The organism is Streptomyces sp. NPDC057136 (assembly GCF_042670885.1).
GTDB lineage: Bacteria > Actinomycetota > Actinomycetes > Streptomycetales > Streptomycetaceae > Streptomyces.
The window spans coordinates 61,731-79,719 of record NZ_JBHUUV010000029.1 but is presented as its reverse complement, the minus strand read 5'-3'; the positions used below and the strand labels follow the sequence as shown (position 1 = coordinate 79,719).

The 17,989-nt window shown below is 67.1% G+C and carries 16 protein-coding genes and 1 tRNA gene; 7 read left to right on the top strand and 10 right to left on the bottom strand.

What is annotated here, in order from left to right; all coding sequences use genetic code 11:
* Positions 1-104: 104 nt before the first annotated feature.
* A complete protein-coding gene (locus tag ACFT7S_RS28555) occupies positions 105-239 on the bottom strand; it encodes a DLW-39 family protein (RefSeq protein WP_003958712.1) in 135 nt (44 codons plus the stop codon).
* 272 nt (positions 240-511) lie between these two features.
* On the opposite strand from ACFT7S_RS28555, the gene ACFT7S_RS28550 reads away from it, so the two are divergent.
* Positions 512-868 carry a DUF6344 domain-containing protein gene (locus tag ACFT7S_RS28550; RefSeq protein ID WP_382736721.1) on the top strand — a complete coding sequence of 119 codons (357 nt, stop codon included), beginning with the start codon at positions 512-514 and terminating at the stop codon, positions 866-868.
* A 278-nt stretch (positions 869-1,146) separates the two neighbouring features.
* Here ACFT7S_RS28550 and ACFT7S_RS28545 read toward each other — a convergent pair.
* The 9 genes from ACFT7S_RS28545 to dnaA form a co-directional block, all read right to left on the bottom strand.
* Positions 1,147-1,223 (bottom strand) — tRNA-Ile (locus tag ACFT7S_RS28545).
* A 70-nt stretch (positions 1,224-1,293) separates the two neighbouring features.
* Positions 1,294-1,875, bottom strand: a complete 582-nt coding sequence (locus ACFT7S_RS28540; protein ID WP_382736719.1) for a DUF3566 domain-containing protein — start codon at positions 1,873-1,875, stop codon at positions 1,294-1,296.
* A 105-nt stretch (positions 1,876-1,980) separates the two neighbouring features.
* On the bottom strand, positions 1,981-4,596 hold the full coding sequence (gyrA, locus tag ACFT7S_RS28535; RefSeq protein WP_382736717.1) for a DNA gyrase subunit A: 2,616 nt from the start codon (positions 4,594-4,596) through the stop codon (positions 1,981-1,983).
* A 46-nt stretch (positions 4,597-4,642) separates the two neighbouring features.
* Positions 4,643-6,712 (bottom strand): DNA topoisomerase (ATP-hydrolyzing) subunit B, encoded by a 2,070-nt coding sequence (gyrB, locus tag ACFT7S_RS28530; RefSeq protein ID WP_382736715.1) that lies wholly within the window; start codon positions 6,710-6,712, stop codon positions 4,643-4,645.
* 403 nt (positions 6,713-7,115) lie between these two features.
* Positions 7,116-7,664 carry a DUF721 domain-containing protein gene (locus ACFT7S_RS28525; protein ID WP_382736747.1) on the bottom strand — a complete coding sequence of 183 codons (549 nt, stop codon included), beginning with the start codon at positions 7,662-7,664 and terminating at the stop codon, positions 7,116-7,118.
* A gap of 68 nt (positions 7,665-7,732) precedes the next feature.
* Positions 7,733-8,863, bottom strand: a complete 1,131-nt coding sequence (recF, locus tag ACFT7S_RS28520; protein ID WP_382736713.1) for a DNA replication/repair protein RecF — start codon at positions 8,861-8,863, stop codon at positions 7,733-7,735.
* Between the two features lie 46 nt (positions 8,864-8,909).
* Positions 8,910-9,788: a phosphogluconate dehydrogenase (NAD(+)-dependent, decarboxylating) gene (gene gnd / locus ACFT7S_RS28515; RefSeq protein WP_362844775.1), complete on the bottom strand. Its 879-nt coding sequence runs from the start codon at positions 9,786-9,788 to the stop codon at positions 8,910-8,912.
* 132 nt (positions 9,789-9,920) lie between these two features.
* Complete coding sequence (gene dnaN / locus ACFT7S_RS28510; protein WP_382736711.1) at positions 9,921-11,051, bottom strand: DNA polymerase III subunit beta; 1,131 nt, start codon at positions 11,049-11,051, stop codon at positions 9,921-9,923.
* A 972-nt stretch (positions 11,052-12,023) separates the two neighbouring features.
* The gene (gene dnaA / locus ACFT7S_RS28505) at positions 12,024-13,811 is read right to left on the bottom strand and encodes a chromosomal replication initiator protein DnaA (RefSeq protein WP_382736709.1); all 1,788 of its coding nucleotides are present in this window, start codon (positions 13,809-13,811) and stop codon (positions 12,024-12,026) included.
* Positions 13,812-14,191: 380 nt separating this feature from the next.
* On the opposite strand from dnaA, the gene rpmH reads away from it, so the two are divergent.
* From rpmH to rsmG, 6 genes are all read left to right on the top strand, one after another.
* Complete coding sequence (rpmH, locus tag ACFT7S_RS28500; RefSeq protein ID WP_003967884.1) at positions 14,192-14,329, top strand: 50S ribosomal protein L34; 138 nt, start codon at positions 14,192-14,194, stop codon at positions 14,327-14,329.
* A gap of 19 nt (positions 14,330-14,348) precedes the next feature.
* Complete coding sequence (gene rnpA, locus ACFT7S_RS28495; protein WP_185299719.1) at positions 14,349-14,720, top strand: ribonuclease P protein component; 372 nt, start codon at positions 14,349-14,351, stop codon at positions 14,718-14,720.
* Entirely contained in the window at positions 14,717-15,076 is a 360-nt protein-coding gene (yidD, locus tag ACFT7S_RS28490) for a membrane protein insertion efficiency factor YidD (RefSeq protein ID WP_382736706.1), read from the top strand. Before rnpA ends, yidD begins: the two co-directional genes overlap by 4 nt.
* Before the next feature lie 3 nt (positions 15,077-15,079).
* Positions 15,080-16,357 (top strand): membrane protein insertase YidC, encoded by a 1,278-nt coding sequence (gene yidC / locus ACFT7S_RS28485; protein ID WP_382736704.1) that lies wholly within the window; start codon positions 15,080-15,082, stop codon positions 16,355-16,357.
* Positions 16,358-16,371: 14 nt separating this feature from the next.
* Positions 16,372-16,881 carry a protein jag gene (locus ACFT7S_RS28480; protein WP_382736702.1) on the top strand — a complete coding sequence of 170 codons (510 nt, stop codon included), beginning with the start codon at positions 16,372-16,374 and terminating at the stop codon, positions 16,879-16,881.
* Between the two features lie 109 nt (positions 16,882-16,990).
* The gene (rsmG, locus tag ACFT7S_RS28475) at positions 16,991-17,707 is read left to right on the top strand and encodes a 16S rRNA (guanine(527)-N(7))-methyltransferase RsmG (protein WP_382736700.1); all 717 of its coding nucleotides are present in this window, start codon (positions 16,991-16,993) and stop codon (positions 17,705-17,707) included.
* Positions 17,708-17,989 lie beyond the last annotated feature (282 nt).

Here is a 17,989-nt window from a genome sequence, read left to right as displayed (position 1 = left end):
CTCAAGAGCACCGTCGTCACGTTCCCGCAACAGCAGCCAGGGCCCCCGGACAGCACGAAGCCCCGGCCGCTCAGCGACCGGGGCTCGCAACGGACTGTTCCGTCTCACACACCCGAACCTGCGGGCACGGAGTCGGTCGCCTCCGTCCACAGGTCCTGCTCGGCGCGATCCGCCTGGATCTGGCGGTACACGAGGAGCCCGCCGATGGCAGCCAGTGCGACCAGGAGAAGCTTCTTCACCGCGCGACCTCGTCTTTCCTTGGCGTAAGGGACTTCTGCCGCTCGACTATACACACCGGCCGATACCGATCGGTGACCTGCCTGGAACGCAACTGCCGCCCGGCCATCGACCTCGCCCGACCACCGAAAACGGCATTTTCCGGACCGGTTGCACCATACGAGTGGTGTTCATCTGAAGATCTGCGTACCGGGGGCGTCGGTCGCCGAAATCGCGGGCCGAATCCACATCATCGGAAAGGTAAGCAAACCGGACCACCTGAAAGCGAGGGGCCATGAGCACCTTCAAGGTCAAGAGCATCTGGACCGCCTTCATCACCGCCTTCTTCGCGATCCTCGCGACACTGGGGCTCGCCACCAGCCACGCCACGGCCGCCGAGCCGACGGTCACGACCCAGGAGCACACGGGTGCCATCGCGGCAACCCCGACAGCCCCGGCCGTGCGATGGACCCTTCCGCGTGACAGGGCGCTTCCGCCCACGATGAAGCAGCGCATCCGCGCCGAGGCCCACGGCTCCTCGCCGGCCACCCGGCATCTGTCCCCAGACACGACGGACGCCACGGTCACCACTGACGGCGCACGCACCACCCACGGCGCCCCGGCGGGCGACTCCTCGCTTCTCCCGCCCTGAGGGCACCGAGAGCGCTGAGAGGCGCACACGACCGACACAGGGCCCCAGGTCCGGTTCACACCGGACAGGGGCCTTTTCCATGCGTCCACGCGTCCACGCCCCCTGAGCCCGCGTCCCCCGCTCCACTCCGCTCCAACAACGGGACCCGCGGTCGGCTGCGGTGCACCGTGATCGCCAAAGGTCCCACGTGATTACCCACAGCCCCACGCACACACCAACGGCTCCCCAGTGAACGTCAAAGGCCCCCAACCACGAATGGTTGGGGGCCTTTGTACTACTGGTGGGGCTAACAGGATTTGAACCTGTGGCCTCATCCTTATCAGGGATGCGCTCTAACCAACTGAGCTATAGCCCCGCCGCGCTGTGCGCTGACTTCTGAAGATTAGCGCACGTCGGGGCCAGTCCCAAAATCGATACCTGGCGCGCTACTCGTCCTCGGCCAGAGTGAGCTCGACTCCGCCCACGAAGCCGGCCGACAAGTTGTAGATGAAGGCGCCCAGCGTCGCCAGCGCGGTGGCCAGCACCACGTCGATCACCGCGATGACCGAGGTGAAGACGAGGACCCGCGGCAGCGACAGGAACGACTGCAGATCGAAGCCGTTGCTCTCGTTCGAACCGGTGGCCTCGCTGATCGTGCCGCCCACGGTGGAGAAGACGCCCATGGCGTCCATCACCATCCACAGGACCGCGGCCGCGACCACCGTGCAGATGCCCAGCGCGATGGAGAGCAGGAAGCTGACCTTCATCACCGACCACGGATCGGCCTTGGCCACCCGCAGACGCGCCTTGCGCGTACGCGGAGTGGTCCGTGCGCCCGTCCGAGGCCGGCGCGTGGCCTGCGCGCCCCCCATGGTGCCGTCTTCGCCCTGCGGGCCGCCCACAGGCGCCGCGTAGGCCTGCGGCGGGTGGTAGGGGCCCGCCTGCCCCTGCGCGGGCTCGCGCTCACCGGGCAACGGCCCGGTCGCGTAACCCTCGTACTGGGGCTGTGGCCCCCGAGTGTCCGTCACAGTGCCCCCTTGGGAGTCCGTGGCAGGGCCACGGGCACCGTTCGCTCCAGCTCCGGAAGCGTCCGAACCGGCGCCCGTGGCTCCACTCACGCTCTACTCCTCGTGCTACCCGGCCGAAGGCTCCGTGCCCTCGGCAGTGCCCTCGACCACGCTCTCGGCCTGAGCCTCGACCGTCTCGCCTTCGGCATCATCGGTCCCATCGACCTCTTCAGCCTCGCGACCGGCCTCGGCGTTGCGCGCGATGCCGACGACGGCGTCGCGCTTACCCAGATTGATCAGTTGGACGCCCATGGTGTCACGGCCCGTCTCCCTGACTTCATTGACTCGCGTGCGAATCACACCGCCGCCGAGCGTGATGGCGAGGATCTCGTCCGTCTCCTCCACCACCAGCGCACCGACGAGCAAGCCCCTGTCCTCCACGATCTTGGCGGCCTTGATACCCAGGCCACCGCGACCCTGAACGCGGTACTCGTCGACAGGGGTCCGCTTCGCGTACCCACCGTCGGTGGCAGTGAACACGAACGTACCCGGCCGGACAACATTCATCGAGAGCAGTTCGTCGCCCTCGCGGAAACTCATGCCCTTGACGCCCGAGGTGGCACGGCCCATGGGGCGCAGCGCATCGTCCGTCGCGGTGAACCTGATCGACTGGGCCTTCCTGCTGATGAGCAGCAGGTCGTCCTCGGCCGAGACCAGCTCCGCACCGATCAGTTCGTCGTCGCTGCCGTCCTCGGTCTCCCGGAGGTTGATCGCGATGACACCGCCGGAGCGCGGGGAGTCGTAGTCCTTGAGCGCGGTCTTCTTCACGAGACCGCCCTTCGTCGCCAGGATCAGGTAAGGCGCGGCGTCGTAGTCGCGGATCGCCAGGATCTCGGCGATCTGCTCGTCCGGCTGGAAGGCCAGCAGGTTGGCGACGTGCTGACCACGCGCGTCCCGGCCGGCATCCGGGAGCTCGTACGCCTTCGCCCGGTAGACCCGGCCCTTGTTCGTGAAGAACAGCAGCCAGTGGTGCGTGGTCGACACGAAGAAGTGGTCGACGATGTCGTCTTCCTTGAGCTTCGTACCGCGCACGCCCTTGCCGCCGCGCTTCTGCGAGCGGTAGTCGTCCGTCTTGGTGCGCTTCACATAGCCGCCGCGAGAGATCGTGACGACGATGTCCTCCTCGGCGATCAGGTCCTCGATGGACATGTCACCGTCGAAGGGCACCAGCTTGGAACGCCGGTCGTCGCCGAACTTCTCGACGATCGCCGCCAGCTCCTCGCTGACGATCTGCCGCTGCCGCTCGGGCGAGACCAGGATCGCGTTGTACTCGTTGATCTTCGCCTGGAGCTCGTCGTGCTCGGCGGTGATCTTCTGGTGCTCCAGCGCGGCCAGTCGGCGCAGCTGCATCTCCAGGATCGCGTTCGCCTGGATCTCGTCGATCTCCAGGAGGCCCATCAGGCCCTCACGCGCGATCTCCACCGTGTTGCTGCGCCGGATGAGTGCGATGACCTCGTCGATCGCGTCCAGCGCCTTGAGCAGACCGCGCAGGATGTGCGCCCGCTCCTCGGCCTTGCGCAGGCGGAACTTCGTACGCCGGACGATGACCTCGATCTGGTGCGTCACCCAGTGCCGGATGAACGCGTCGATCGACAGCGTGCGCGGCACACCGTCGACGAGCGCCAGCATGTTCGCGCCGAAGTTCGTCTGCAGGTCGGTGTGCTTGTACAGGTTGTTCAGTACGACCTTGGCGACCGCGTCACGCTTGAGTACGACGACCAGGCGCTGACCGGTGCGCGAGGACGTCTCGTCGCGGACGTCCGCGATGCCGCCGACCTTGGCGTCCTTCACCAGGTCGGCGATCTTCTGCGCGAGGTTGTCGGGGTTGGTCTGGTACGGAAGCTCCGTGACGACCAGGCACTGGCGGCCCTGGATCTCCTCGACCGCCACGACCGCCCGCATCGTGATGGAGCCGCGGCCCGTGCGGTACGCGTCCTCGATGCCCTTGCGGCCCACGACGAGCGCGCCCGTCGGGAAGTCGGGGCCCTTGATCCGCTCGAGCAGCGCGTCCAGCAGCTCCTCGTGCGAAGCCTCAGGGTGCTCCAGATACCACTGCGCACCGGCCGCGACCTCGCGCAGGTTGTGCGGCGGAATGTTGGTGGCCATACCCACCGCGATGCCCGCCGAGCCGTTGATCAACAGGTTCGGGAAACGCGCCGGGAGGACGACCGGCTCCTGGTTACGGCCGTCGTAGTTGTCCTTGAAGTCGACGGTGTCCTCGTCGATGTCCCGGACCATCTCCATGGACAGCGGCATCATCTTGCACTCGGTGTACCGCATCGCCGCGGCCGGGTCGTTGCCCGGAGAACCGAAGTTGCCGTTGGAGTCCACGAGCGGCATGCGCATCGACCAGTGCTGCGCCAGTCGAACGAGCGCGTCATAGATCGAGGAGTCGCCGTGCGGGTGGTACGTACCCATGACGTCACCGACGACACGGGCGCACTTGTAGAAGCCCTTCTCGGGCCGGTAGCCGCCGTCGTACATCGCGTACAGCACGCGGCGGTGGACGGGCTTCAACCCGTCCCGCACGTCCGGCAGGGCACGCGACACGATGACGGACATCGCGTAGTCGAGGTAGGAGCGCTGCATCTCCGTCTCGAGCCCGACGGGCTCGACACGCATACCGATGCCCGGGACACCGGGCTCCTCTTCGGGTGTGACAGTGGTGTTCTCGTCGGCCATTGCTGGTCAAAGTCCTTTCGAGCTGCGGCTTGCTTGTACGGCCGACTCAGATGTCGAGGAAGCGGACGTCCTTGGCATTGCGCTGGATGAACGAGCGCCGTGCCTCGACGTCCTCACCCATCAGCACCGAGAACAGGTCGTCGGCCTGCGCCGCGTCGTCCAGCGTGACCTGGCCGAGCACCCGGTGGTCCTGGTCCATCGTGGTGATGCGCAGCTCCTCGGCGTTCATCTCGCCGAGGCCCTTGAAGCGCTGGATCGAGTCTTCCCGGGTCCGCTTGCCGTTCTGCTTGCCGAGCTCGACCAGGGCGTCGCGCTCACGGTCCGAGTACGCGTACTCGAAGTCGTCCCGGCCCCACTTGATCTTGTAGAGCGGCGGGCGCGAGAGATACACGTGCCCGGCCTCGACCAGCGGTCGCATGAAGCGGAACAGGAACGTCAGCAGCAGGGTGTTGATGTGCTGGCCGTCGACGTCGGCGTCCGCCATCAGGATGATCTTGTGATAGCGGAGCTTCTCGATGTCGAAGTCCTCGTGGACCCCGGTACCGAAAGCCGAGATGAGGGCCTGGACCTCGGTGTTCTGCAGGATCTTGTCGATCCGGGCCTTCTCGACGTTCAGGATCTTGCCTCGGATCGGCAGGATGGCCTGGTACATCGGATTACGGCCCGACTTCGCCGAACCACCGGCGGAGTCGCCCTCGACGATGAAGATCTCGCACTTCGTCGGGTCGTTGGACTGGCAGTCGCTGAGCTTGCCCGGCAGCGAGGCGCTCTCCAGGAGCCCCTTGCGGCGGGTCAGGTCACGGGCCTTGCGGGCCGCCACCCGGGCGGTCGACGCGGCGATGCCCTTACGGATGATGTCGGCGGCCTCGTTGGGGTTCCGGTCGAACCAGTCCGTCAGCTGCTCGTGGACGACCTTCTGCACGAAGGTCTTGGCCTCCGTGTTGCCCAGCTTGGTCTTCGTCTGGCCCTCGAACTGCGGCTCGCCAAGCTTCACCGAGATGATCGCCGTCAGACCCTCGCGGACGTCCTCACCCGTGAGGTTGTCGTCCTTCTCGCGCAGCAGCTTCTTGTCGCGCGCGTACCGGTTGACCAGAGAGGTCAGCGCCGCACGGAAACCCTCCTCGTGCGTACCGCCCTCATGCGTGTGGATCGCGTTGGCGAAGGAGTAGACCCCCTCCGTGTACTGCGTGTTCCACTGCATCGCGATCTCGGCCGAGAGGAGTCGCTCCTTGTCCTCGGCCTCGATGTCGATCACCGACTGGTGAATGACATCGCCCTTGCGGGAGTTCAGGTACTTCACGAAGTCGACGATGCCGTCCTCGTAGTGGTACGTGACCGTCCGGACGGGCTCCTCCTCGGGAACCTCGACCGCGTCGACGCTGTCCGCACCCGCCGTCGCCTTCGCCGACTCACGCTCGTCCGTCAGCTTGAGGGTGAGCCCCTTGTTGAGGAACGCCATCTCCTGGAAGCGGCGCGAGAGGGTCTCGAAGGAGTAGTCGGTGGTCTCGAAGACGTCTCCGTCGGCCCAGAAGGTGACGGTCGTCCCCGTCTCCTCAGTGGCCTCGTGACGGGCCAGCGGGGCTGTCGGGACACCGAGCTTGTAGTCCTGGGTCCAGCGGTAGCCGTCCGTCTTGACTTCCACGGCCACCCGCGTGGACAGGGCGTTGACGACGGACACGCCGACGCCGTGCAGACCACCGGAGACGGCGTAGCCGCCGCCTCCGAACTTGCCGCCCGCGTGCAGAACGGTAAGCACGACCTCGACGGCCGGCTTGCCCTCGGACGGCACGATGCCGACCGGGATGCCACGGCCGTTGTCGATGACACGCACCCCGCCGTCGGGGAGGATCGTGACGTCGATGGTGTCCGCGTGCCCGGCCATCGCCTCGTCGACCGAGTTGTCGACAACCTCTTGCACGAGGTGGTGGAGACCGCGCTCACCGGTGGAACCGATGTACATGCCAGGCCGCTTGCGGACCGCGTCCAAGCCCTCGAGCACGGTGATCGCACTGGCGTCGTACGAAGACGTGACCTCGCCGTTCTCACCGGTTGTGGACGGGTTTTTCTCGTTGGGGTTGCCGGAATCGGCCACGAAGCGCCCTTTCTGGCACAGCACAGGCCGTTCTCCGGACAGGCGGGAGCGGCTGCGTCGTTCGGCTTGTAGCGACGAATCCCGTACAGGGACGGGATTAGCCACCAGTCTACCGGTAGCGCCGACATGAATGGGGGTTTGCCGGTACCTGAGTCCGCATGTGCCGCCCTGAACCAGCGCCTACCGACTCCCCATATCCGGGAAGGGGCCCAAGGAGGCTCACACGGGCATTGAGCGCTTCGGCCTGTCAACCTCCCACTACGGTGAGGGACACCGCGCACCGACCGGCGGCCGCCAACCACCACATAACGACACAACCTGGGAGCAGCGGACAGCACCGGGAGTGGGGCCCCGCCGTAGGGGAGACGAAGCGAAAAGCCCCGGCACAGGCCGGGGCACCACCACCACGGAGCGGGAAAACCCCAGCTCAGCCGTACGTATCCCCAGGGCCCGTACTTCCCGGTGCCCGCAACGGACCGAAGCGGCGCTGCGGACCTGTCGGCCCCAGCACCTTGATCACCCGCACCGTGCCGTGCCCGAGGTCCGTGTTCAGCCGAGCGACCAGCTGCGGAGCCAGCAGTCGCAGCTGCGTCGCCCACGCCGTGGAATCGCACTGCACGGTCAGCACACGCTCGGCCGGAGCCTCGTCGTACCGCAACGGCACGCAGTGGTTCGCCAGATCGTCGCCCACGATCTGCGGCCACCGCCCCATCACCCCGCCCACCGCCGCAGGCGTCTCCCACCCGCGCTCGGTGATCAGCCGGTTGATCGCCGAACCCAGCGGCAACGGATCACGACCGTCGGACCGTGCCCCAGAACGCAGCCCGCCGCCTCGTCTGGCCTGCTTCTTCTGCTGCGCCGCAGCACCACGCGCACGCGCCTGCTCCTTCGCCGCCCGCAGGGCCACACGCGCCAGATCGACCCCGGAGACCTCCGGCTGCTTCGCCGCTCGTTCACGTACATCCGGCTCACCCATGGAGTCCAGCGAGGGCTCGGAACCACCCGCACGGGGCCCCGAGGCCCCGGACGTCCCTCTGCGGCTGCTCATACCCGCTCCACCCCGTCCGCGGACACCCCGTAGCGCACGCCCGCGAGCACGCCCGGAACGTCGTCGTCCACGGCGGCCGTCACCAGCACCTGCTCGCCCGGAGCCACCAGCTCCGCCAGGCGCTCCCGGCGCCGCGCGTCCAGCTCCGCGAACACGTCGTCCAGAATCAGCACCGGCTCATTGCCCTCGGAGCGCAGCAGCTCGTACGAGGCCAGGCGCAGCGCCAGCGCGTACGACCAGGACTCGCCATGACTCGCGTAGCCCTTGGCCGGCATTCCACGCAGCCCGAGCAGCAGATCGTCACGGTGGGGACCGACCAGGGTCACGCCCCGCTCGATCTCCTGCTTACGGACCTCCGCGAGCGCGGCGATCACCTGCTCGTACAGCTCATCGCGTGTCCGCGCGGGCTCCACCCCGGCACCGATCGAGCTCCGGTACTCCAGGGTCACGGGACCGCCGCCCGGTGCGACATCCCCGTACGCCTTGTCCGCGAGGGGCTCCAGCGTGGCGATCAGATCCAGCCGCTGCGCCAGCAGCTCGGCACCCACGCGGCCCAGGTGCTGGTCCCAGACATCCAGCGTCGACAGGTCCATCGAACGGCCACCGTGCCTGCGCGCCATCGCCGCGGACTTCAGCAGGGTGTTGCGCTGCTTCAGCACCCGCTCGTAATCGGAACGGACCCCCGCCATCCTCGGCGAACGCGCGGTGACCAGCTCGTCGAGGAAACGGCGGCGCTCCCCGGGATCGCCCTTCACCAGGGCCAGATCCTCCGGAGCGAACAGCACGGTCCGTACGATGCCCAGCACGTCACGGGGCCTGACCTGCGAAGACCTATTGATCCGGGCGCGATTCGCCCGCCCCGGATTGAGTTCGAGCTCGATCAGCTGCGAACGCTCGCCCTGGGTGACGGCGGCCCGGATGACCGCCCGCTCCGCCCCCATCCGCACCAGCGGCGCATCGGACGAGACACGATGGCTGCCGAGCGTCGAGAGATAGCCGATGGCCTCGACGAGATTCGTCTTGCCCTGGCCGTTGGCGCCCACGAACGCGGTGACGCCCGGGTCGAGAGGAACCTCGACCCGGGCGTACGAGCGGAAGTCGGCCAGCGAGAGATGCGTGACGTGCATGTGCGCCGACCTCCCGATTTCCTGCTCCGTGCTGGTGCTGCTCGATCTACTTCTTGTTCTCGACCGCGTGGCCGCCGAACTGGTTGCGCAGCGCGGCGATCATCTTCATCTGCGGGGAGTCGTCCTGACGTGAGGCGAACCGCGCGAAGAGCGACGCGGTGATCGCGGGCAGCGGCACCGCGTTGTCGATGGCGGCCTCCACCGTCCAGCGGCCCTCGCCGGAGTCTGCGGCGAAACCACGCAGCTTGTCGAGGTGCTCGTCGTCGTCCAGCGCGTTGACCGCCAGGTCGAGCAGCCAGGAACGGATGACCGTGCCCTCCTGCCAGGAGCGGAAGACCTCGCGCACGTCGGTGACGGAGTCGACCTTCTCCAGGAGCTCCCAGCCCTCGGCGTAGGCCTGCATCATGGCGTACTCGATGCCGTTGTGAACCATCTTCGCGAAGTGCCCGGCGCCGACCTTGCCGGCGTGCACGGAGCCGAAGTCACCCTCGGGCTTGAGGGCGTCGAAGATCGGCTGAACCTTCGCGACGTTCTCGGCGTCGCCGCCGTACATCAGCGCGTAGCCGTTCTCCAGGCCCCAGACGCCACCGGAGACTCCGCAGTCGACGAAGCCGATGCCCTTGATGCCCAGCTCGACCGCGTGCTTCTCGTCGTCCGTCCAGCGGGAGTTCCCGCCGTCGACCACGATGTCGCCGGGTGACAGCAGGGCCGCCAGCTCGTCGACGGTGGACTGGGTCGCGGCACCCGCCGGGACCATCACCCAGACGACCCGCGGGCCCTTCAGCTTGCCCACGAGCTCTTCGAGGCTCTGGACATCGGAGACATCCGGGTTGCGGTCGTAACCGATGACGGTGTGGCCTGCGCGGCGGATGCGCTCGCGCATGTTGCCGCCCATCTTTCCGAGGCCGACGAGACCGAGCTCCATCAGAGATTCCTTAAGCGTTGTGCCGATTCGTACCCAAGGCCGAGCCTACGCCCGGCCGGGGACAGCGCGGCGGGCCTGCTCAGCGCTGAGCGTGCCCGCCGGATGCTGCCGTGACAGGTCCCGATCGCCGGATCAGCCGGAGAGGCGGACCGGCATGATCAGGTACTTGTACGCGTCGTTCGCCTCCGCGTCGACGGCCGGACGGCCGCTCAGCAGGGCGGGCTTGGTGGACGTCGTGAAGGAGAGCTGGGCGACCGGGGAGTCGATCGCGCTGAGCCCGTCCAGCAGGAACGTCGGGTTGAAGGCGATCGAGATGTCGTCACCGTCGAGCACGGCGTCGACGCGCTCCACAGCCTGTGCATCGTCACTGGAACCGGCCTCCAGGATCAGCACGCCCTGCTCGAAGCTGAGCCGCACCGGGGTGTTCCGCTCGGCGACGAGGGCCACACGCTTGACGGCCTCGACGAACGGGGCGGTCTCGATGACCGCGACCGAGTTGAACTCGGTGGGGAACAGCGTCCGGTACTTCGGCAGGTCGCCTTCGAGCAGACGCGTTGTCGTACGCCGCCCCGCGCCCTCGAAACCGATCAGCCCTTCACCGGCGCCGGAACCGGACAGCGCGAGCGTGACCGTGTCACCGCTGGTCAGCGCCTTGGCGGTGTCCAGGAGCGTCTTGGCGGGCACGAGAGCCACCGCCGAGGCGTCCGGGTTCTCCGGCTTCCACAGGAACTCACGGACCGCGAAGCGGTAGCGGTCGGTGGAGGCGAGGGTGACGGTGTCGCCCTCGATCTCGATCCGGACGCCGGTGAGGACGGGGAGGGTGTCGTCACGGCCCGCGGCGATGGCGACCTGGGCGGCGGCCGAGGCGAAAACCTCACCGGGAACGGTGCCGGTCGCGGTCGGCATCTCCGGCAGCGCCGGGTACTCCTCCACAGGAAGGGTGTGGAGTGTGAATCGCGAGGAGCCGCAGACCACGGTCGCCCGTACACCGTCTGTGGAAATCTCCACCGGCCTGTTCGGAAGGGCGCGGCAGATGTCGGCGAGCAGCCTGCCGGAGACGAGCACCGTGCCGTCCTCGTCGATCTCCGCGTCCACCGAGACCCTGGCCGAGACCTCGTAGTCGAAGCTCGAGAAGCTGAGGGCTCCGTCCTCAGCCTTCAGAAGAAGGCCCGCGAGAACGGGCGCCGGCGGACGGGCCGGGAGGCTCCGGGCCACCCAGGCCACCGCCTCCGCGAGTACATCGCGCTCCACCCGGATCTTCACCGGAACCGCCTCCTGCTGTTGCTCGCTCGCCCTGCTGGCCTTCGTCGTCTGATCGGGGTCTTCCTGCCGTGGGGCTGGGGAGGACGCCGGGGTCCAGTCTGACGTACGGCACCGACACTCGTTGCTGCTCGGGGTCAAGTCGCGAGAAGAGGTCCGGAGCGGCCCGGCCGAAGTTGTGCACAGGCCCCACTTCGAAGCGGATTCCTGGCTAACTATGTGTGGCAGTAGTAGTAGGGCCTGTGGAAACCGTGGATAACGTCGTTTTCGCAGGTCAGACACAGTTTTTTGTCCACCGACCCTGTGGGCGGCACCGGTGGACAACTGAGGGCTTCTGTGGACACACGAAAGTTCTGCACACCCGATGCACAGGAGCCGGTCACTTCTCCCCAGGGCTGTCCCCAGCTTTACCCCGGTTCCCCACAGCCCAACCGGCCCCCTTGGTGTGACGCCTTTCACTCCGGACGGTGAGAGCGTGTGTTGCGTTGCCGAACAGTGGACAGGGGTGTGGAGAAGTTGGGGACAACATCATCCAGCCTGTGGGCCGTCGGTGGACAACCCCAACGGCCCCCTGTGGACGAATAAGTTGTCCACAGGCTGTGGATCATCGTTGACCACAAATCCCCAGCCACCTGACCTGGCCTGATGGAGTATCGGCAGTCGGTCCTGTGGACGCATTATGGACAACTTTGTATTCCCCAGGCTGTGGACGGTGGATTCCCCGTAGATCTGTGGAGAAGTGCCCTCCGCGAGGCCGTATTCGAACAGCGGGGACGCGGAAGAGTGGGTCGGCCGGGTGGTCGCGAGCGGTTTCGGGCGGCTCCAGGAGTCTTCCCAGGCCGTTCCTGGGCCGTTCCTGAACCGTCCCTGGGCCTCTCCTGAGGCTCCCTGGCACGACGAAGGGCGCCCCAGGAGGCCATTTACGGTCCTCCCGGGGCGCCCTCTTCGTCGTAGCAGGGGCCGAAGCCCAGGCTGTCAGCTGTTCTTGATGCGGTTGGTGAGCTCGGTGACCTGGTTGTAGATGGAGCGCCGCTCCGCCATCAGCGCACGGATCTTCCGGTCCGCGTGCATCACCGTCGTGTGGTCACGGCCGCCGAACTGGGCGCCGATCTTCGGCAGGGACAGGTCCGTCAGCTCGCGGCACAGATACATGGCGATCTGGCGAGCTGTCACCAGCACTCGGCTGCGCGACGATCCGCAGAGGTCCTCCACCGTCAGACCGAAGTAGTCGGCGGTCGCCGCCATGATGGCCGGCGCGGTGATCTCGGGTGCCGCGTCCTCACCGCCCGGGATCAGATCCTTCAGTACGCCCTCGGTCAGTCCCAGGTCGACGGGCTGCCGGTTGAGGCTGGCGAAGGCGGTCACCCGGATCAGGGCGCCCTCCAGCTCCCGGATGTTCCGCGAGATGCGGGAGGCGATGAACTCCAGCACCTCGGGCGGGGCGTTGAGCTGCTCCTGGACCGCCTTCTTGCGGAGGATCGCGATGCGCGTCTCCAGCTCGGGCGGCTGCACATCGGTGGTCAGACCCCACTCGAAACGGTTGCGCAACCGGTCCTCGAGGGTCACCAGCTGCTTGGGCGGCCGGTCCGAGGACAGCACGATCTGCTTGTTCGCGTTGTGCAGCGTATTGAAGGTGTGGAAGAACTCCTCCTGCGTCGACTCCTTGCTCGCCAGGAACTGGATGTCGTCGACCAGCAGGATGTCCACGTCGCGGTAGCGCTTGCGGAAGGTGTCGCCCTTGCCGTCGCGGATCGAGTTGATGAACTCGTTGGTGAACTCCTCCGAGCTCACGTACCGCACCCGGGTCCCCGGATAGAGGCTCCGTGCGTAGTGCCCGATGGCGTGCAGCAGGTGGGTCTTGCCGAGCCCCGACTCCCCGTAGATGAACAGGGGGTTGTACGCCTTCGCGGGGGCCTCGGCGACGGCCACGGCCGCGGCGTGCGCGAACCGGTTCGACGCACCGATGACGAACGTGTCGAAGAGGTACTTCGGGTTCAGCCGGGCCTGCGGCTCGCCGGGGCGCGGCGTGGGTGACGAGTGTCCGCCCATCGTGCCGGGACCACCGCCGCCGCGCCCGGTGCCGGGGCCGTTCTGGCGGTGCTGGGGCTGCGACTCCTGCATGTCGTGGCGGTCGGGGCGCTGCTGTTCGTAGCCCTGGCGCTCCGGCGGCTGGGGCCGGTAGTCGTGCTGCGGCTGCTGGGGGCGCGGGTTCGCGTACGGATCGCGGTCCTGGTAGCCGCCGTGCCGGGGCTGCTGCCAGGAGAGGTCGTCCTGGGTCCGCGGCCAGGCGCCGGGCTCGGGACGCTGCTGCTGGTAGTCCGGGTAGGCCGGACGAGCCGTGGGCATGCCGTCGTCGGAGGGCCGGCGGCCGTAATTGTCGTAGGAGTCCTCGTGCTGGGGGTCGTCGCGCTGCGGCCCCTGGTAGCGGTGGGACTGCTGGCCTTGGTGCGACTGATGCATCGGGGGCGCCGGCGGGGACGGCGGTTCGCCCGCCGAGTCGTCGACGGTGATCGCGATACGGATCGGACGGCCGCACTCACGGGTGAGCGTCTCGCTGATGAGCGGCGCGAGCCGGCCCTCCAGGACGCGCTTGCCCCATTCGTTGGGGACGGCGAGCAGTGCGGTGTCGGCGACCAGGGCCAGGGGCTGGCAGCGCTCGATCCACTGCTTGTCCTTCGGCTCGATGCCCTGCTGCCCCTCCCCGAGCAGTTGCTCCAGCACGCGTGGCCACACTGCGGCAAGATCGGCAGGTACGTCAGCCACAGGGCACGCTCTCTCGCAGGTCCCACGAATGTGTGGTTCTCGGGACGGGATGGGTCGGGTCGGGTGAGGCCCGGCAGTCGGGAAGGAAAAGAACCGGAGTTCAGCCACGGTAGTCAGGCCGACCCGCACGGTTCAAGTTGTTGTCCACAGGCTGTGCACAGCGGGGGGTTGCGCGGGGCCGGTTTGACCGGATGGCGCAGCCGCGCGTACCGTGACCAGGTCGAGTTGTCGATGGCTGCTGCCGCCTGCCTCCGATGGGCAAAGATCACGATCTGTGATTGTGAAGCGGTGCACTAAGGCGTTTACGCGAGTTCCTCGTGGGCGCACGGTGACAGCCAGGCGATGTCCCGCCAATACACGATCATTTCTGGAGCCCCCGAGTGAGCAAGCGCACCTTCCAGCCGAACAACCGTCGTCGCGCCAAGACCCACGGTTTCCGCCTGCGTATGCGTACCCGTGCCGGCCGTGCGATTCTCGCGAACCGCCGTGGCAAGGGCCGCAGCAGCCTGTCCGCCTGATCGCTAACAGGTCCATGACGTGCTGCCTACCGAGAATCGGCTGAGGCGGCGCGAGGACTTCGCGACCGCGGTACGACGAGGACGCCGGGCTGGTCGCCCGCTACTCGTCGTCCATCTAAGCAGCGGTTCAACGGACCCGCACGTGACTGGGGAGAGTGCTCCCCCGCCGCGTGCGGGTTTCGTTGTCAGCAAAGCTGTGGGTGGAGCGGTCGTACGCACTGCGGTGAAGCGAAGGCTTCGCCATCTGGTCCGCGAACGGCTGGCTCAGCTGCCCCCCGGTAGCCTTGTTGTCGTACGAGCGCTGCCCGGATCGGGCGACGCCGAGCATGCACAGTTGGCCCGAGACCTGGATGCCGCCCTTCAGCGGCTCCTGGGAGGGGGCGCGCGATGAAGTACCCGCTGCTGGCTCTCATCAAGCTGTATCAGTGGACGATCAGCCCACTTCTCGGGCCTGTCTGCCGCTACTACCCGTCGTGTTCCCACTATGGATATACGGCGATCGACCGGCACGGTGCGATCAAGGGAACGGCGCTGACCGCATGGCGCATCCTGCGATGCAATCCGTGGTCACCCGGCGGTGTGGATCATGTCCCGCCACGCAAGCGTCCGCGCTGGCACGAACTGCTGCGCAACGCTGTGCGCGGCGGCAAGGGCGGGGACTCCGCCGCTGATGTGCCTCCCAGGGGATCGGCCTCCGAACCTCTGAGCTCGGCCACAGAGACCTCGCCCAAAGCTCAAGGAGCCTGATTAGTGGACACGATTGCCAGTCTGTTCAGCTTCATCACGTGGCCCGTTTCCTGGGTCATCGTCCAGTTCCACAAGTTGTACGGGGCGATCTTCGGTGATGACACGGGGTGGGCCTGGGGCCTGTCCATCGTGTCCCTGGTGGTCCTGATCCGGATCTGTCTGATCCCGCTTTTCGTTAAGCAGATCAAGTCCACCCGGAACATGCAGGTGCTCCAGCCGAAGATGAAGGCGATCCAGGAGCGCTACAAGAACGACAAGCAGCGTCAGTCCGAAGAGATGATGAAGCTGTACAAGGAGACGGGTACCAACCCGCTCTCCTCGTGCCTTCCCATCCTGGCGCAGTCCCCGTTCTTCTTTGCCCTGTATCACGTGCTCTCGTCCATCGCCTCGGGCAAGACGATCGGCGAAATCGACCAGCCGCTGCTGGACAGCGCACGTCAGGCGCACATCTTCGGCGCTCCGCTGGCCGCGAAGTTCATGGACAGCGAAGAGAAGGTCCAGGCGCTCGGCGCCTCGCTGACCGACGTTCGCGTCGTCACCGCGATCATGATCGTGATGATGTCGGCTTCGCAGTTCTTCACGCAGCGCCAGCTGATGACGAAGAACGTCGACCTGACCGTGAAGACCCCGTACATGCAGCAGCAGAAGATGCTGATGTACATCTTCCCGATCATCTTCGCTGTGATGGGCATCAACTTCCCCGTCGGTGTCCTCGTGTACTGGCTGACCACCAACGTCTGGACCATGGGTCAGCAGATGTACGTGATCAACCAGAACCCGACGCCGGGCAGCAAGGCGCAGGAGCAGTACCTGGGGCGTCTGCTGAAGAGCGTCACCACTCATAAGCAGGTACGCGGCCGGACGCGGCGCAACACCGTAAAGCGGGTCGTGGCCAAGGGCGCGGACCGTAACGACATCGAGCGCAAGTTCATCACCGGTCTGGCCAAGCTGGGTCTCGCGGCGCAGGAGGACGGCACCGTCGCGAAGAGCGACGCCGCGATCGCCGAGGCGGAGGGTGCTCCCGCGCCGAAGCGCCAGCAGCCCAAGCGCCAGACCAAGGCGAAGCGTCACACGGGTGGGGCCCAGCCCGGCGGGGCCAAGGAATCCGACTCCACCGAGCCGGAGGCCAAGACCTCGCTGGAGAAGCGGGACGACTCGCAGGACGCAGCACAGGACGACCAGCCGAAGCCGGCGGGCAAGCCCGCTTCCGGCTCCTCACGCCAAGCCAAGTCCGGACAGCGCAAGGGCCCGCAGCGGCCCAAGCACCCGTCCAAGAAGTAAGAAGGAGTGCATCCGTGACGGAAGGCACCGTTACCACGGCCGCTGAGGGCAGCGACACCATGACCCGCCTCGAGCAGGAGGGTGAGATCGCGGCCGATTACCTTGAGGGCCTGCTCGACATCGCCGACCTCGACGGCGATATCGACATGGACGTCGAGGCGGACCGGGCGGCGGTCTCGATCATCAGCGAGTCGGCGCGTGATCTGCAGAAGCTGGTGGGGCGTGACGGTGAGGTGCTGGAGGCGCTGCAGGAGCTGACGCGTCTCGCCGTCCACCGGGAGACCGGTGACCGCAGCCGTCTGATGCTGGACATCGGCGGCTTCCGGGCCCAGAAGCGTGAGGTTCTCGCCGAGCTGGGCGCCAAGGCCGCGGACGAGGTCAAGAGCTCCGGTGAGCCGGTGAAACTGGACCCCATGACGCCGTTCGAGCGCAAGGTCGTGCACGACGCGGTCGCGGCAGCAGGTCTGCGCAGCGAGTCGGAGGGCGAGGAGCCGCAGCGCTTCGTCGTCGTTCTGCCGGCCTGACCGGACCCTTGTACTGTCGGCCCCGTCTGTTCGCAGGCGGGGCCGATCTTTGTCAGCCTGATAGTCAGCCACCCACAGTGCGCTAGTGCGGTACGGAAGGACGGTCCCCGTGACGGAGGCAGCAGAGCTCCCCCAGGCGCCTCAGGAGGCGCAGGCGGTATTCGGTGAGCTCTTCCCAGAGGCTGTCCGGTACGCGGAACTGCTTGCGGACGCGGGGGTAAAGCGAGGGCTGATCGGTCCGCGCGAAGTACCGCGGCTGTGGGAGCGGCACCTGCTGAACTGCGCGGTGCTCTCCGAGGCGGTTCCGGAGGGTGTCACGGTCTGCGACGTGGGCTCCGGGGCGGGTCTTCCCGGTATCCCCCTGGCCCTGGTGCGGCCGGACCTGAAGATCACCTTGCTGGAGCCGCTGCTGAGGCGGACCAATTTTCTCCAGGAAGTCGTCGAGCTGCTGGGGCTTGATCATGTGACGGTCGTGCGAGGCAGGGCCGAGGAGGTTCTCGGTACCTTGCAGCCGGTGCACGTCGTGACGGCTCGCGCCGTGGCTCCGCTCGACCGCCTCGCTGGATGGGGCGTTCCGTTGCTGCGTCCGTACGGGGAGATGCTGGCGCTCAAGGGCGACACCGCCGAGGAGGAGATCAACGGGGCTCGCGCGGCGCTCAGTAAGCTCGGGGTGGTGGAGACCGAGGTGCTGCACGTCGGTGAGGGCGTGGTCGATCCGACGACCACAGTGGTGCGCGTGGTGGTCGGGGAGAGCCCTGGCGGTGTGAGGTTCGCCGCAAAGAGGGCCAAGGCCGCGAGGGTCAGCCGCACCCGCCGACGCCGCTGAATCGCAGCCCGGACTCGGTCGTGACTGGGCGTTTCGGGCTGTTACGTACAGTTCATACCTTCTATCAGTGATGCTCCATACAAGCAGCCATACGTACCTGGTGCGGAGTGTCGTAGAGGGCTGACGGCGCTTCGCAGGCATCGTGTTTCACGTGAAACGTCGCTCTCTGCTGCAGGGAATCATCAGCCGCGGTCGTGCGGCTGCCACGCCGCGCGAGCGCAAGCTCGTACGGGCTGCCGAGTTGTCCACAGAAGTGGATTCATCCACAGAAGAGCGGGCCTC

Excerpts from the sequence above, each read along its gene's own strand:
- ACFT7S_RS28525 (WP_382736747.1), bottom strand. The coding sequence starts at position 7,664 with ATGGGTGAGCCGGATGTACGTGAACGAGCGGCGAAGCAGCCGGAGGTC.
- yidD (WP_382736706.1), top strand. The coding sequence starts at position 14,717 with ATGAAGTACCCGCTGCTGGCTCTCATCAAGCTGTATCAGTGGACGATC.
- gyrA (WP_382736717.1), bottom strand. The coding sequence starts at position 4,596 with ATGGCCGACGAGAACACCACTGTCACACCCGAAGAGGAGCCCGGTGTC.
- gnd (WP_362844775.1), bottom strand. The coding sequence starts at position 9,788 with ATGGAGCTCGGTCTCGTCGGCCTCGGAAAGATGGGCGGCAACATGCGC.
- recF (WP_382736713.1), bottom strand. The coding sequence starts at position 8,863 with ATGCACGTCACGCATCTCTCGCTGGCCGACTTCCGCTCGTACGCCCGG.
- ACFT7S_RS28550 (WP_382736721.1), top strand. The coding sequence starts at position 512 with ATGAGCACCTTCAAGGTCAAGAGCATCTGGACCGCCTTCATCACCGCC.